12 protein-coding genes and 1 pseudogene are annotated in these 16,357 nt (G+C 38.9%); all 13 read left to right on the forward strand.

What is annotated here, in order from left to right; all coding sequences use genetic code 11:
• The first annotated feature begins 172 nt into the window (after positions 1-172).
• The 13 genes and pseudogenes from CWC18_RS17700 to CWC18_RS17760 all read left to right on the forward strand — a co-directional run bounded on the left by CWC18_RS17700 (position 173) and on the right by CWC18_RS17760 (position 16,104).
• Positions 173-1,300: a M14 family metallopeptidase gene (locus CWC18_RS17700; RefSeq protein ID WP_138590074.1), complete on the forward strand. Its 1,128-nt coding sequence runs from the start codon at positions 173-175 to the stop codon at positions 1,298-1,300.
• A 69-nt stretch (positions 1,301-1,369) separates the two neighbouring features.
• Positions 1,370-3,046, forward strand: a complete 1,677-nt coding sequence (locus CWC18_RS17705; RefSeq protein ID WP_138675808.1) for an alanine/glycine:cation symporter family protein — start codon at positions 1,370-1,372, stop codon at positions 3,044-3,046.
• A gap of 102 nt (positions 3,047-3,148) precedes the next feature.
• Positions 3,149-3,475 (forward strand): hypothetical protein, encoded by a 327-nt coding sequence (locus tag CWC18_RS17710; RefSeq protein WP_138590070.1) that lies wholly within the window; start codon positions 3,149-3,151, stop codon positions 3,473-3,475.
• A 1-nt stretch (position 3,476) separates the two neighbouring features.
• Positions 3,477-3,758 carry a YeaC family protein gene (locus tag CWC18_RS17715; protein WP_138590068.1) on the forward strand — a complete coding sequence of 94 codons (282 nt, stop codon included), beginning with the start codon at positions 3,477-3,479 and terminating at the stop codon, positions 3,756-3,758.
• Entirely contained in the window at positions 3,748-6,426 is a 2,679-nt protein-coding gene (locus CWC18_RS17720) for a DUF349 domain-containing protein (RefSeq protein ID WP_138590066.1), read from the forward strand. Before CWC18_RS17715 ends, CWC18_RS17720 begins: the two co-directional genes overlap by 11 nt.
• A 305-nt stretch (positions 6,427-6,731) precedes the next feature.
• Positions 6,732-6,944, forward strand: a complete 213-nt coding sequence (locus CWC18_RS21590) for a hypothetical protein (RefSeq protein ID WP_249348298.1) — start codon at positions 6,732-6,734, stop codon at positions 6,942-6,944.
• Positions 6,945-7,795: 851 nt separating this feature from the next.
• Positions 7,796-8,425 (forward strand): methyltransferase family protein, encoded by a 630-nt coding sequence (locus tag CWC18_RS17730; RefSeq protein WP_138590062.1) that lies wholly within the window; start codon positions 7,796-7,798, stop codon positions 8,423-8,425.
• Positions 8,426-9,136: 711 nt separating this feature from the next.
• Positions 9,137-10,201, forward strand: coding sequence for a hypothetical protein (locus CWC18_RS17735; RefSeq protein ID WP_138590060.1), 1,065 nt, complete (start codon positions 9,137-9,139; stop codon positions 10,199-10,201).
• Between the two features lie 59 nt (positions 10,202-10,260).
• Entirely contained in the window at positions 10,261-11,310 is a 1,050-nt protein-coding gene (locus CWC18_RS17740; protein ID WP_138590058.1) for a hypothetical protein, read from the forward strand.
• Positions 11,311-11,468: 158 nt separating this feature from the next.
• A pseudogene (locus CWC18_RS22005) lies at positions 11,469-11,929 on the forward strand (transposase); the annotation flags it as partial.
• A gap of 493 nt (positions 11,930-12,422) precedes the next feature.
• Positions 12,423-14,795 carry a TonB-dependent receptor gene (locus CWC18_RS17750; protein WP_138675809.1) on the forward strand — a complete coding sequence of 791 codons (2,373 nt, stop codon included), beginning with the start codon at positions 12,423-12,425 and terminating at the stop codon, positions 14,793-14,795.
• Positions 14,796-14,897: 102 nt separating this feature from the next.
• Complete coding sequence (locus CWC18_RS17755; protein ID WP_138590054.1) at positions 14,898-15,407, forward strand: GNAT family N-acetyltransferase; 510 nt, start codon at positions 14,898-14,900, stop codon at positions 15,405-15,407.
• Between the two features lie 232 nt (positions 15,408-15,639).
• A complete protein-coding gene (locus CWC18_RS17760) occupies positions 15,640-16,104 on the forward strand; it encodes a nucleotide triphosphate diphosphatase NUDT15 (RefSeq protein ID WP_138590052.1) in 465 nt (154 codons plus the stop codon).
• Positions 16,105-16,357: the final 253 nt, after the last annotated feature.

The following is a 16,357-nucleotide window of genomic DNA, read 5'->3' on the forward strand; positions in this document are numbered from 1 at the left end:
TGGCATTAAGCATTAGCTGGCTTTTTTAGTTTTTGAAACGCCAGTGGGTATGATACTCTTGATAAGGCGTGTTACACAAAACTAACATTTTAAGCGCGTATTTTTTTAAGTAAGAATAAAGAGTTTTCTTTTTTCTTAGCTATGACAGAAAAGACTCAATTTAGGGTATAAAATGAACATCTCTAGTAATTTTGACAGTGGTAATATTAAGGTGATCTCGCAAAATGATCCCCTTGATATTCAACTTGAAATCAATAAAGACCATGAGTCTGACTTTTTTCAATGGTTTCACTTTCGTTTAGAAAGCACCCCATTTTTATCACATAAGCTTCACATCAATGGTTTAGCAGAGTCTGCATATCCAGAAGGGTGGGAAGGTTATCAAGCGGTTGCGTCATATGATCGCCAAACTTGGTTCCGTGTACCAAGTAAATATGAAGAGGGTTCTTTGGTTATTGATTTTGAACCGGAGTTTTCCCACACGTTTTTTGCTTACTTTGCGCCATATAGTTATGAACGCCACTTAGATTTATTGTATTGGGCACAAAGTCACGATGTATGTGAAATTGAGACGCTTGGCAAAACATTAGATGGTAGAGATATTAGCCTACTTAAAGTCGGCGAACCAAGTGAAGATAAAAAAGTGATTTGGATCACTGCACGTCAACACCCTGGCGAGACCATGGCTGAATGGTTTGTGGAAGGGTTACTACATAAACTGCTTGATGATGAAGACCCACATGCCGCGGCATTATTGTCAAAAGCGGTATTTTATATCGTGCCAAATATGAACCCTGATGGCAGCGTACGTGGGCATTTACGCACTAACGCAAAAGGTGTAAACCTTAACCGTGAGTGGGCGACACCATCTTTGGAACAATCACCAGAAGTGTTTCATGTGTTAAATAAAATGCATGAGTCTGGTTTAGATATGTATCTAGATATTCATGGTGATGAAGCCCTGCCATATAATTTTGTGGCTGGTAGTGAAGGGATCCCGAGCTATGATGACCGCCTGCAAAACTTAGAAGAGTCTTTCAAAAGTGCATTACTTGCGATCACGCCTGAGTTTCAAGATGAGTTTGGTTATGACAAAGATGCACCTGGTGAAGCAAACTTAACCGTGGCATCTTGTGCCGTCGGTGAAGCATTTAAGGCGTTGGCTTACACCATTGAAATGCCATTTAAAGATAATGCGGATTTACCCGATCCGTATTATGGCTGGTCAGATAGACGCTCTTATCAATTTGGCCAAGATACGTTAGCAGCGATAGTTAATGTCGTTGATAAGTTAAGATAATAATAAAAATTTCAAAAGGCAATTCAGCAATGAATTGCCTTTTATGTATAACAACAACGAGGATGAGTCGTGGATGCATTTGGACAATTACTAGTTAATCTAGATGGTTTACTAGGCGGAGCTTTTTGGTTCCCATACGTATTACTTGGTGTAGGTTTGTTTTTCACCATCTACTTGAAATTCCCACAAATTCGTTACTTTAAACATGCGTGTAAAGTCGTAACGGGTAAGTTTGATAAAAAAGACCAAGAAGGGGATACCACTCACTTTCAAGCATTAGCGACGGCATTATCTGGTACTGTTGGTACAGGTAACATTGGTGGTGTAGCACTGGCTATTTCTATTGGTGGCCCAGCGGCTTTATTTTGGATGTGGATGACTGCATTTTTTGGTATGACAACAAAGTTTGTCGAAGTAACCTTGTCTCATAAATATCGCGTAAAAACAGATGACGGCACGATGGCAGGTGGACCAATGTATTACATGGACCGTCGCTTAAATATGAAGTGGTTGGCTGTGTTATTTGCGATTGCCACCGTGATCAGTTCATTTGGTACAGGGAGTTTACCGCAAATTAATAACATTGCTCAGGGTATGGAAGCGACTTTTGGTTTTGAGCCATGGCACACCGGCGGTGTTCTCTCTGTATTATTAGCATTGGTTATTCTTGGTGGCATTAAACGTATTGCAGCAATTACATCACGCGTAGTACCACTTATGGCAGCGGTTTATATTATTGGTGCTTTAGGCGTCATCTTATATAACATCGAAAATATCGGGCCGTCATTTGCTTCGGTATTTGTAGATGCTTTTTCAGGTTCAGCAGCAGCGGGTGGTTTTTTAGGAGCCTCTTTTGCGTATGCATTTAACCGTGGTGTAAACCGTGGCTTGTTTTCAAATGAAGCGGGTCAAGGTTCTGCACCCATTGCCCATGCTTCTGCAAAAGGTGATGAACCGGTCTCTGAAGGCATGGTATCTATATTAGAACCATTCATCGATACCATCGTGATCTGTACGCTAACCGGATTGGTTATTTTGTCATCCGGAGTGTGGACTGAAAAATTTGATACTCATTTTGAACGCTCTTCAATGACCATTGTGCAAGGTCAGTTTAGTGAAGATAACACTGAGCAAAGAGAGGCGCTGTATAAGTATTTAAATGGCCAAAAAGATCATGGTATTGAGATTTACAATGGTAATATTAACGTCGTACAAGGGCGAGCTGTGAATACAGACTTTACCGTGATCCATTCTCGTTCTATTGGGGAAGATATTCGCTTTGGTATTACACCACGTCATGTTTATACAGGTGTAGTAACTATAAAAGATGGGATCCCAGTTGATAACAGTATTAGTATTATGGGGAAATTGTTGGTTCACTCAGCGGAATTGACGACAAAAGCATTTACTCGTGGGTTCTTTGGTGAAAACGGTAAGTATATCGTCTCTATCGGTCTGCTTTTGTTTGCGTTTTCTACTGCAATTGCTTGGTCTTACTATGGTGATAGAGCAATGATTTACTTATTAGGAAGTAAATCGGTCATGCCATATCGTGTTTTTTATGTTGCTGGTTTCTTCTGGGCGTCGTTTGCAGATACAACGCTTGTTTGGAAGCTTGCTGCTGTGGCGATTGTGGTGATGACACTGCCTAACTTATTTGGTATTTTCTTGCTACGAAAAGAGATGAAAGAGTCAATTAACGACTACTGGACGAAGTTTAAAAAAGAAAACCCAAATGAAAAATAAACTCACGGTGAATGAATGCAATTGAACAAAGACTTTCACTAAGAAAACAAGTAAAATGGCGCCTAGGGGCGCCATTTTTTGTAGCATTAGGAGTAGTCATTTATGGCAATTGTACAATGTCCTAGTTGTAGTAAATCAATTTCGAGTAAAAGTGCTGTATGCGCGCATTGCCACATCTCTTTGGGTGACGTGACTGAAGAGCAATTAGCACGTATTGCATCGACGAAAAGAGTAAAGAAACAACAAATGTTCATTAATCACTCTTTTCTAGCGTTGATTTTATTCCTTGGTGGTTTCTTATACCTGTATTGGCAGCAACCGACTACAGGAACCGTGCAAATGGCATTGACGAAAGCGGCGATCGGTATTGGATGTTTTTGGTACTTAGTCAATCGCGTGATCTTAGTTTATTTAAAAAAGAAAAGTTAATATGAATATTGATAGCTTAGTTAATAATTTGACCCCAGAACTTTTTGAGCGTTTGCAATACGGCGCGGCAACAGGCAAATGGCCAGATGGTACTGTGTTAACGCCAGAGCAGAAAGAACAAACAGTGCAGCTGGTAATGCTGTATCAAGCGAAAGTTGCGAAGAGCAACGAACAATTCACCATCAACGAACAAGGTGAAATGGTTCAAAAATCTAAACGTGAGTTACAACAAGAATTCAAAGCCCAAAACGAAATAGCTAGGTTCAGTGAACATGATCTTTAAACACCTTTTTACGCCCAAATGGAAACACCCAAAAACGGAAGTACGCTTAGCCGCGCTTGATAAACTAGATACCGGTAAAGATGCCAGTGTATTACAAACTATCGCTTTAGAAGATAGTTCTGCAGAGATCCGTAAAAAGGCACTCCATAAAGTTAACGACTTAGTTTTATGGTGGCAGGCATACAAGCAAGACCAAAATTTAAAAGATCTTGCAGAGCAGCAAATATCTAGCGCTGTATTAAACAGTAATACTGCGTTATCACATGACATTCGCAGTGAATATATTGACCGCTACGCACCTGCTAAATTTTTAGAAAAGTTGGCATTTTCTGAAAAAGAACTACAAGTTCGCTTTAAGCTATTGAAACGTTTAGCCAATGTTAAATTAATAGAAAAAGCATTTCGTGAAGGTAGTGAAGAATTGCAAGTTATTTTGTTGCCTTTAGTTGAACAGTACCAATTGGAGAAAGTACTGTTAAAAGTCGCACAAGGTGCGGCGCTGGTACATTTAGAGCATCATATGGAGCAAGTTCGCTTAGCTAAGGTCATGCCAAAACAAGTTGAGCAGCAAACAAAAATGGTGCTGGCGAAACTAAATGTATTGCGTGAAAAAACCGCTTATCAAACAGTTGATGAGCAAAGTAAGTTGCTGTACAGCGAATGGCAGGGTATTGAGCTTACATGGTTAACCGATGAAGACATCAGTGTTGTAGATCATAAATATAAAACCATCAGTGAGAAGCTGAATCGCCATATCGAGGCTTTGAGAAGTAAGCATGATGATCAACAAGCTGCACTGCAAGCAAAGCAAGTTCAGGCATTGGCCTTAGCAGAATTAACGGCTGATATTGATGCATTTGAAGTATCGTTAAATAACGCACTTCACGCACTTGATTCTGAACAATCACAGCCACTACACGATAAACTAACCCTGTTAGCGAGTAAAGCTGAGCAATTAAATTACCAATCACACCCTGACTTTATTATACAATTTAAGCGTATTGAAAATCAGAAACAGTCATTAACGCGTTTACCTGCATTAATTGAAGCAAACACAGTGGCGCAGCGTACGTTGGGTGCATTAGCAACAATTGAAGCAACTGATGACATTGCCAAGTTAGATGAGGTACTAACAGCACAGAAATCTGCATATGCTGAATGCAAAAAAGCTTTATCTGAGTTACCGCAGTCGCTTCGTTCATCTGCATCAGACAAATTACGTCAGCTAAGCGGTGAATTTAAATCAGCAATGGAGCCTCTGGTTAGTGCCCAAGAATCACATTTAAAGCAAACTCGCCGAAAAGGTAAAGATGTTCAACGCTTACTAGACCAAGGCCGTTTTAACGTGGCCTTTGGTGTTTTTAATGGGTTTTTAGAAAGTTATAATTTACTGACTGAGCGAAATAAGCAAAACGTTGAAAAAACGTATTTAGCGCTTTCTTCAGCATTGGCAGAAGCAAGAGATTGGCAGAAGTATGCTGCGACGCCAAAACGTGCAGAGCTGTTAACGACGTTAGATGAGAAGCTCCAAGAAACAGACATTGATGTCAAAAAACGCGCTGCTGAGGTTAAAGTATTACGTAAGCGTTGGAATGAACTTGGCCGTGTCGATACAGAGGAAGAAAAGGCACAAGCAGCTTTATTTGATGAAAAAGTTGAGCTACTTTTTGCTCCTTGTCGAGTACATTTTGCAGAGCAAGAACAACAACGTGAAGCTGCAAAAGGCGAACGTCAGCAACTTATAGAAGAAGTACAAGAGCTTAGGAGTGTAAATACGCAAGTAAGTGATTTCGATTGGCGTCAATTTGAGAGTCAGTTTAATCGTTTAGCCAAGGCGTGGCGTAATGCCGGAAGCGTCGATGGCGCTGTTTATAAAGCACTTAATGAACAGTACCGAGATGCATACAATGGTGTTAATACGGTACTTAAATCGTTTCATCAGGCGAATTCAGTTGAAAAACAGGCACTTGTTACGCGTGCTGAAGAGTTAGTGAACAGTGATGAATTAGCAGCAGCTTGTGATGAGCTGAAGAAATTACAAAAGCAATGGCAAACGATAGGGTTTGCTGGAAATAAGCAAGAGCACACCCTGTGGCAATTGTTTAGAAAACATAATGATGCTGTATTTGCAAAGCGTAGTGAGCAATTTAATGAGCAAAAACAACAACAAGCACAAGTTGAACAAGCTCAAAAAACTGAGTTAGCTGAATTTGCAGATGCGTTAACAGACACTTTAACTGTTAATGAATTACAGGCCTTTAAAGCTCGATTAGAGAGCTTTAATGTACTAACAGGTGTCCGTAAAATTAAAGCAAACTTGAATAAAAGAGTAGATGAACTTTTGTCACAAAAGCAGGTGCAGCGTGATAAAGAGAAGTTTGTTTCATTGCTTGCTGCATTAGAGCAAGGTACAGAGCTACCAAGTCAGTGGCAAAGTACACAGCAGCATAGATTGACAGCAGAGCAACTCATTCTACGTCTCGAGATATTGTGTAATATTGAATCACCGAGTGAACAAAAAGCGTGTCGCATGCAAGAGCAAGTTGCTTTGTTAGACGATAAGCTGCAAGGTAATTTAGAAACGTTTGAACAATATTTAACCGCTTATTTGAACGTAAGCGGTGAGTTGAGAGATGTTACTAGGCTTGCCCAAGTGTTGAATGCATAGTTTAATGTATTTACTTAATGTAACTGTTTATAAATAAATTAGAAAGCGCCTTTATGGCGCTTTTTTTGTAGCGGTATATTTAGTTTAGTGATTATATCGTTTTTAATATGTCACACATTGACATTTTATAGCCATTGAAACAAGATGTAATGATGAAAATATATACAAAAACACTTTTTATACGAATTAGCCACTTTTATTCACAATGGTGGTGATATTAATGTGCTTGTAATAATTTGAACCCGCCTATTTTGCGGGTTTTTTTATACCCGTCTTTGGGCATGTTAACGTTAATAAGGAATGTTATGAAAAAAATAGCTGTATTTGGTAAGCCGGGTAGCGGGAAATCAAGTTTGAGTAATAAGCTATCGATAGCAAATGATATCAAATTTTATTCTTTAGACTGTATTAGTTATAAAAGTAATGGAGAGAAGGTTGATAAAGCCGCTTATGATGAGTCTCATAACCTTATATTATCGTTAGACAGTTGGATAATAGATGGTTTAGGGACGCTTTAATCATTTTATACACGCCTAGACTCTGCAGATATATGGATATTTATCGATTTACCGTATTTAACGAGTTATTGGTTGGTCACCAAACGATTACTACAAGGCTTGTTTGTAAAAAAGCCACTAGGATGGCCGGAGGGTAGTTCTATATTGAAAGGAACATTGGCAAGTTATAGATATTTAAAACTGAGTCCACAGTTTTGGAATGAAAAATTTGAGAAAGAGATGAATGATAAATCAACGGGTAAATTAGTTTATGTTATTCGTAGTTATTCAGAGCTAAAAAAATTCACATTATGAAGTTAATTATTAGTTCTTAAAATGTATATTTTAGATTATCATGGCAGTATTACCTTAATTTAATACTGGTTGTATTGGACTAGTAGGTACTGTTTAATTGCTTTGTTCAAACCTTGACTATGACTAACTCTCATTAGCATAGTGATATAATTTTAAAGATGGTTCAGTATGTTATTTTTAATAATTCTATATTGATTAAGGCGAGGTTGAGATCTTAGTCTTCAGATGACGTAGAGCAGTTTTGGCATGTAAACTCTAAAGACATTGTAATGTAGCTATCGTCACCGTTGTATTGATGATTGCCAGTTTGGTGTTACTCAATCATGATAAGCGCCTTAGGCAATGAGTAAGAGAGATAAATTAATTTATGTCATCTTAATTGAAATCGAATTGTTGGTTGTTAGGCAATATGGTGCCAATTTAATAGGGTCGTAGCTTAATGCCTTTCATGTTTATTACGACATATACAGTAGTATTAGGTACTCATTTATCAACATATGCGCTATTTTCACTCGACGTACCTATTTTAAAATTTTGTAACAGTTAGTTGGAATACAATGTTAAACAATATGAATACTGCTTATGATTTGATAGAGTTCAACCGTATTTACTTGGCTGTCTTTTATTCCTTTGTTGCTACATTTTATACAACTCGAATCATCTTGCTAAAAAGCAAAATCACTGCTGAAGTTATTTTCCCTGGACAGCGTTTTGGTACGACGTGGTGGAATCACTCACTATTTAGAGGCTTTAGAGTGATGATATGGATGTTATGTGTATGTCGGCTCTTATTTCCTGATACAGATAATTATATTGGCAGGTTTACTGGTTTAGAAGAATATTGTGTCATTTTTACAGGTATTTTATTACTTACTGCAGGATTTTTATTTACTATCTCTGTGCACTGTCATTTTGGCAAAGAGTGGCGTTCAGGCATTGATCCCAGGGGGCCGAAAAATATTATTTCACATGGTCTATATAAGTACTCAAGAAACCCTATGTTTTTAGGGGTTGCGGTTTCACAACTTGGTTTCTTTTTGGCACTACCGAGCGTGTTTACGCTGATATGTCTAGTAGTCGGTTGGTTTACGCTACTCAGGCAAACCCTATCTGAAGAGCAGCATTTACTTGCAGCTTTTCCTGAAGATTACACGCGATACCGATTGAGTGTCCGCCGCTGGATATAAAAGAGCTGATTTAATCGCGCTGTATCGTTAATACGATCTTCTTCATCATAACGAGATCTCTCAAAGGGTTACACGCAACTGGAAGACCCTCACATTTTAGTAATTAACCTCAGCTCTGGGTAAGCGAATTTGCCAAATAAAGCTATTTTTCTCACTCTTTGCGTTGCTTTCATTTGTAATAGCCCGCTATTACGGCATAAAAGCGCCTTGATATTGAGCAAAATATCATCATTGGGATATAGTATGAAATGAGTTAATTAGATTAATATTTTCAGTTAATTAGCGCATCAAATACATCGTATATAGAGAGGAAAGGAGGCCTATTGTGAACATAGTGGCCCTGCACCCTAAAACACCTCTTGTTATTTTCGTACCGTTTATCATTTATTGCTGTTAAAGCTGTGCTAAACACACTCAGTTATAAGCGTGGCTTATATTTTACACTGCATCATAGAATTTTTTCTGCTGTTTTCATGTATCACTGCCTTTCATTATCGAGTATTTATTCAATTGAATTTACTACTAATAAACCCTTTAGATAAAAAGTGTATGTTGAAATATCAAGCAGTCTGCATTCTTTAATGTTAATTTCTGGTTGAATTTTGATCATTTATTCACAATACTGATTGTCACCTTGGTGATCTGAGGTCTGACATCAGATGTGTCAGTAACATATGATTTAAAAATGACATTAACAAACTGAGAATTGATATGAAAAAAAATAAGAGCAGTATCACATTGAGCAGTTTATGCGCAGTTCTCCTCACACTGAGCGCCAGTTTTGGCGCTGTAAGTAAGGAGTATAAAACTATCTTAATTCATGGCTTTCAACCCCAGCAGTTAATAAACGCAGCGGGAAGTAATGTTGAGAGTGACGGAGCGTCATATTGGTCATCTTATTGGGGAAGGTTGTCTGATGAGCGAATTGATTGGCCTTCATACGAGCGTATTGAAGGTAAGATCGCAACCGATTGGATATGGCCCAAGTTGAAGCAGTTTTCTGAATCAAAATTGTGCGAAGCCGGTTGTGTTTTGGTGACCCACTCTACGGGGGATTTAGTGGCTCGTTATATTATTGATAACCAGGAAAATTGGTTATCAAATGCAGGGTTAGAACCGCTGAATATTGTGGCTACTTTTGACATAGCTGGCGCAGGTGGTGGTAGTGAATTAGCTGATATTGCGGTAAGTGCGCTAACCGGTGCTGGTGATTGGAGCTCGATTATCGATAGGGCATTGAAATGGTGGTTAGGCAGTGATGTAACTGAAGCGGTAGGCGTATTACATGACTTAAAAGTAAATAACGCAAGACGAATATCGCCGGTTCCAGATGATAGAGCACCTAGATTACGATTTGTTGCAGAGGGAGATGATTTTTTTGGTGCGACTAAATTATTTCTAAAAGGGAAAGATGATGGGGTTGTTGCACTTCATTCTTCCTGTGGTGCAAGTGCGGTTGAGTCGTTTGAAAGTTGCAGTCGGAGTATTGCAACTGATGGACAGATTACGAGCCAAAGTGATGGGGTACAAGGGTTTATGCCTTACCACTTCCCGATGATCATGTCTGATAATTACAGCCATAACAATATACGAAATGCAGCGCATAAAGGTAATGTAACTGTCGCTAACCATACGGCACAGATCGGTGGACGGGCTGTCTCTTTTCAAACAGTTGACGAATCGTCTGGCTATTGGTTTTGGAAAAAGCACTACCGCTTTGTGGCTAACTCAAATAACTTAAGTGCTTCTGAGCTTATCTATAGTGCCATTCCTTAAATAAGTTGAAGTATTTCGCGGTGTTTTTTACTGAATGCCGCGAATTTAAGTGAGTATATATGAAAAATTTTAAATTATGGGCTGCGATTGCACTGTTGGCTGTTGCCACACTATGGGGGTTTTTGGGAAGCGATAGTCAAGCCATTACGCAAACTGTTGTTATGAGTGAGATTGAGGTAATCGAGGCTGAGCCAGCAGTGCCCACAGTACAAACAGTAGAAATTAAGCATACAAATACAAAGGCGAAAGACATTCAGTTTGACGATAGTATTAAAGTTGCTGCAAAACAGGTCGTTATTCAGTACCAATCGGCACTGCGCTTTCCACGTTATTCTCAACCGTTAAGTAAATATGATACGGATCGTTTAACGCCAAATATGTTTTATCCAGTCTCAATGCCAACGGATGAACAAGGCGGAAAACTGACCATAAAATTAGCCAAATATCGCTTTATATACCCAGAAAATATTCACGTTAATATCTCGGGCACTGAGATTGATAAAGTGAGTGTGACATTGATGGACGTAGATACCAAAACGGTGTTTAAAACTCAGTCACTAGTTGCTAGCCAATCTAGCTATGATATTAAATTTAAAGCAAATAAAGATTACCCACGTAATTTGCAGGTGGTCGCACAAGTGAGTGTTCAGAATAAGAAGGTTCCTGTCGTCGCGCAGCTGCAGTATATGCAGCCAAGTGCTAAATTATTAAGCCTTGGCAATGCTTTTTCTGAGAATGACAAAATGAGTGTGCCATTAAACTTAGAGGTATTTAAAGCAGGTAATTATCGTATTCGTGCCAATTTATATGCATTGGGTGAACCCATCGCGCATTTGACGACTAAAGGAAAGCTAAGTGAAGGGCTACAAACCCTCTCTTTATCCGCACATTGGTCTGTGTTAAACCCGCAAGCGAGTTCAATGTCTCTGAGCGAGTTTGTAATTGAACAGATGTCGCCAAGCCCAGCTCAGCCGAGCCAGTTTGGTAGCAGTGAAATTGAACACTTTGAGATTAAAGACTTTGTGTTTGATAGTTTGCAACAGGTACCATATCAGCCATCGAAAAAAGAGCTTAACAGCCTAACATTTTTACAAAACTTGGCTAACTAGCTACAGCTTTTTGTACGTATAATACTAGAAATGGGCACCATAAGTAGGGTCGCGTCGATTGGTTGCTTAACTTGAGCTGCGTATAAAAAATTGAACGGAATGCCCTTTCGGTGATCAGAACTTTCGACCAAGAAACATAAGATTGCCAAGTCAAGGGCATGAATAACTTAGATGCAACTTACGTAGATGTCGATAATTTTGTTTTTTTGAACCTCAGTGGCTTAAACACCTCATTTAACTTCTAGCTAAGTCATGACTATATTGATTGTTTTTCATCAATCGGGTTAGCGCGACGTCAGAACTCACTACACCAAATTTTTTGCCAGTATTGGCGACATTATTTTCCTGATTTAGTCAGTTACATGCGTATGTTGAAGTTGCTTCAGGCTATGTTACCCGCGCTCTTTGTCGTTATTTAAAGCAGCGCTTTGATAAGCCAACAGGTATAGCGTTTATTGATTAAATCTCAGTTAAGGTTTGTCAAAACATGCGTATTCCTCGCTACTAAGTTTTTGCAAGCGAAGCAAAACGAGCTAAAGGTACCATAGGCTCGTTTTATGACCTTAAACGTCACCTTATCATGAATGATGAAGGTGGTTTACTAGCCGTAAAAGTGACTCGGATGCAATTCTTATGCAGTTCTGAGGTTAATTAAAGAAGCAATAGCTTTACTTAGTAATAGGGGGAATTCCGGGGAAGAGGAACCGTCTCTGATATTGACGGAGATAGGGGGTAAATTTTATTGCTATTAAATAAATAAATTGGTTTTGTTTATGATAGTGGAAGGGTTGTTTTCTGCAGCAGTAATAAGGATTTAATTGCAAAGTGAACAATAAATATTAATTGTGTTTTTATCATTAGTGTTTGTCCGGTGAATTCACTTTATATGTTTGTTTATACAGTGAATTTATGGCAGGTGCAGTTTTGATTTCAAAGTAATAGCTTGCTTATTTTTTTCTAATTTATTATTTTTACTGTGTTGTTTGTTATAATTTATATCATTTTTGATGGTGGGTTTGTAGCGCTCAACATAAGGTTGTCTTTTTAATTATCCAAAAATTATAGATAAATAGACGGCATAAAAATAATAATGAATTCAGGGATTGTAAATAATGAAAGCAAATACTTTCTTCGCGAAAAGCGCGATATTTTTAGGGGTAATATCTGCATTATCTGGCGTTAGTGCCAATGCTCAAGGTGAGCAGAGTGACGGTGCAAAAAATGAGGTGGAAAAAATCACGGTGACTTCAAGACGAAAAGAAGAGTCAATCATTGAAGTACCGATGTCTATTTCTACCGTTTCAGCGTTAGAAATATCGGATCGAAACTTAATTTCAGCGGATGATTTTTATCGAACACTCGCAGGTGCTGCGTCGCCTCGAGGTGAGTTAATTTTACGCGGTTTAAGTGGCGGAAATACGGCGTTTCCAGAAACAACCAGCACCTTTGTGGATGATGTACCATTTGACTATGATAACTTGAATGATGTTGAACGCGTTGAAGTTTTACGGGGTCCTCAGGGGACGCTTTATGGTTCTAACGCGATTGGTGGCACCGTTCGCATTATTTCGAAGAAACCGGTATTGGATGAGTTTGAGTTTTTTAGCAGTTTACAAGTAGGCAGCGAAAAAGACGTCGATGGGCTTCATCGCAACATTTCAATGGGTGTAAACCTTCCATTAGTAGATGGTAAATTGGCACTGCGTGTAAGTGGTAATTCAGAGCATGAACGATATCAAATGGTAAATATGCATACTGGTGTTCAAGGTAATGCGGATAGTGGGTTTATTCGAAGCCAGTTATTGTGGCAAGTGGATGATGAAACGTCAGTGACATTTGGGTATTCGCGTACTGCTACTGATAGAATTGGCTCGCAAGAGGGTGATCGTTCACGCCCAGGCCATTACTGGGATTATAAGTTAACAAACAATGATGAAGCGAAGTATGGGTATGATGTTGAATTTAACAAAGTGCCTTGCTCCGAAACGGCAGAGCGCACAGAGTGCAACGCGGGCAATGGACCCGTTGTCGCGAGGAATATTCCTAAAAAGTATCAAATCTGGAACTTAATGGATCCGAGAGAAAACATTACTAATGATCTGTTTACGTTAAATATTCAAGACGATAATCTATTCGACCTAGCGACAGTTAGCTATGCTGGCTCTATTCGTACCAGAGAACGTGACAATATACAAACAAGTTGGAGTCGTTTAGATGCATCGGATATGTTTAAAACGTGGATCTTAGATCATAGTAAGTATGACCGTGTTACCCATCAAATTCGTTTTCAGAACCTAGATACCAAGTCGCCTTTATCATGGACTGTTGGCGCATACTACGACAAAACAGAATATGATGCTGATCCAATATATCAAAACCAGTATCACGAAAAAGGGGATGAAGTCTCTGCGCTTATGCTTAATTGGTGGGGGGCTGATGCAACACAGATTGGTTTAGATACATTTGGAAATCCGCAAAATAACTGGAACTATACTGTATTGTATGATTATGAAAAAGAGCTGGCATTTTTTGCAGATGTTGCCTACGAATTTGATTTAGGTGATATGGGCAGCTTAGAGCTTAATGGGGGGGTTCGCCGATTTGAATTAGAAGATGGCTCACATACGAAACAAAGTGGTATATGGGCGACAAGTGAAGATAAACTGGGTGGTGAAGAATCAGGGAACCGTTATAAAATGAGTGTATCATATCGTCCATCAGATGATATGTCTGTGTATGCATTATACTCTGAAGGTTACCGCCCTGGGGGCAATAATGGCCCGTTGGCTTCGTCATGTGCGGATGATCCTCAAGCTAAAAATCGCAAAGATCGTTATACCTCAGATGCAATCGAAAACTATGAATTAGGCATTAAGGGGAGTGCTTTCGATCGTCGATTTGATTACTCCGCGGCAGTCTATAGAATTGATTGGACGGATATCAAAACGGACGTCTATATGGATACCTGTGGTTTTTCATTTACTGCAAATGGAGGCCAAGCGAAATCAGAAGGCGTTGAATTTGAATCAAAAGCAATGCTGACGCAAGACTTAACCATGTCGTTTAATACTTCTTATACCAGCTCTGAAATTACGGAAGACAATGAGTCTATTAGCGCAAAGGCAGGCGATGAGATGACGATGGTGCCCAAATGGAATGCGTATTTAGCGCTGGATCAAAGTGTTGAGATATTTGGTAAGTCGGCTTATGTTCGTGGTGAATATTCTTTCTATGATGAGTTTAAAACGCACTTCAATGTACGAGATGAAGATGTATCACCATCATATAGTGTGTTTAACTTATCCGGCAGAGTTGAGATAAGTGAAGATTTAAGGCTTAGTGTGTTTGTAAATAACTTATTTGATAAAGAAACACCAACTTATAAAAGGGCGCGTTCAAGAAATGCTAATAATTCAACTTCTCAAGAATATATCTACTATTTAAATGGTCGCACGTTAAGTTTACGTGTTGACTATACATTTTAATTAGATGGTTTTTTACCATCTAAGGCCCCAGTTAAACACTGGGGCCTTTTTTATTTATAGTATGTTTTAAGTGACTTATTATAAGCGAAGGGGGTAATTAGTATGTTTAAGATTGAAAGTGCGCGGTTACTGATGAAGCCTTTCTCATTCGATGATGTTGATTTTATAATTCAGCTATTGAATGAAGAGTCATTTATTAAGAACATTACGGATAAAAATGTACACACGATCGCAGATGCACAGCAGTACCTGCGCTCAGGACCAATGGCAAGTTATGCTACTTTTGGTTTTGGGCTCACCTTAGTCACTTTAAAAGCGTGTGGCACGCCGATTGGTATGTGTGGGCTCCTTAAACGCGACGAATTGCCTTATGCCGATTTGGGTTATGCATTATTACCACAATTCTGGGGTAAGGGTTATGCATATGAAGCGGCTAAAGCAGTATTGATATATGAGTTATCGAAGCATGGTTTAGAAAAGGTGTTGGCAGTAGTCTCACCGACCAATATCAACTCCAATAAGTTACTTGTTAAGTTGGGGTTTGAACGAATAGATTCACTCGAATTGTACGGTAAGCTAAATAATCAATATGCGTTTACATTAGACGGATAGATATGGGGTGTGGATGTTGTTGTGGAACAAGTCATGCTCGAAATTTGATTATACGATGTTTTGATGGCAAAACCCGTGAGTGGTCAGTCTATCCCAATGATGCGTATGATTCTTGCACCATTCACTGATAAAAAACAACCAAAATACACATTTTTCCAGCAAGTTAGCAGAGTAATAGTAATGTGAAAAAAAAGCTTGTTAAGATTGGGGAAAATAATGGCGAAGAGTAAATATGGGAAATAAAGAGCAGGTGCGGGTCGGTGTTGGCGTGATCATTGTGCGTGAAGGAAAAATATTGCTCGGTAAGCGTATTGGTGCTCATGGGGCCGAAACTTGGGCAACGCCTGGAGGGCATTTAGAGTTTACTGAAACCCCTGAGCGGTGTGCCGTGCGTGAAGTGTATGAAGAAACCGGTTTAACATTGGATACGGTGAAAAAGATAGGTTTTACCAACGATATTTTTGAGTTGGAAAACAAGCACTATGTAACATTATTTATGTTGGGTGAAAGTGAGCAAGGTCAAGCACATATTATGGAGCCAACAAAGTGTCTTAAATGGCAATGGTTTGACATGGATGCACTGCCAAAACCCTTGTTCTTGCCTTTGGTAAATTTACTGAAAGAATACGATGATGCGAAACAATTTTTGAGCGAGCTACAAACAATGGTGGCGGAGGAAAATGACAAGATACGTTAGAGTCTGGCGGATTGTTAGATAAGAGGAATGTACAGTAATTGTCTAATCAGGAATGCTCTTATTTTCTCTTTATAATTAATAGCATTATCAATGCTTATGATTACCGAATTAATACTTATGATCACTAAATCACCCTATAAACCTACCTTGATAGGTGTTGAAATAGAAACATTTTAAATACCTTTAATATTGAGATGGCGTATTTCAAATCACTCATGAGCTCCATTTTAAGATCAGGGCAAGATCATGAACT

Source organism: Pseudoalteromonas aurantia, assembly GCF_005886875.1.
GTDB lineage: Bacteria > Pseudomonadota > Gammaproteobacteria > Enterobacterales > Alteromonadaceae > Pseudoalteromonas > Pseudoalteromonas aurantia_A.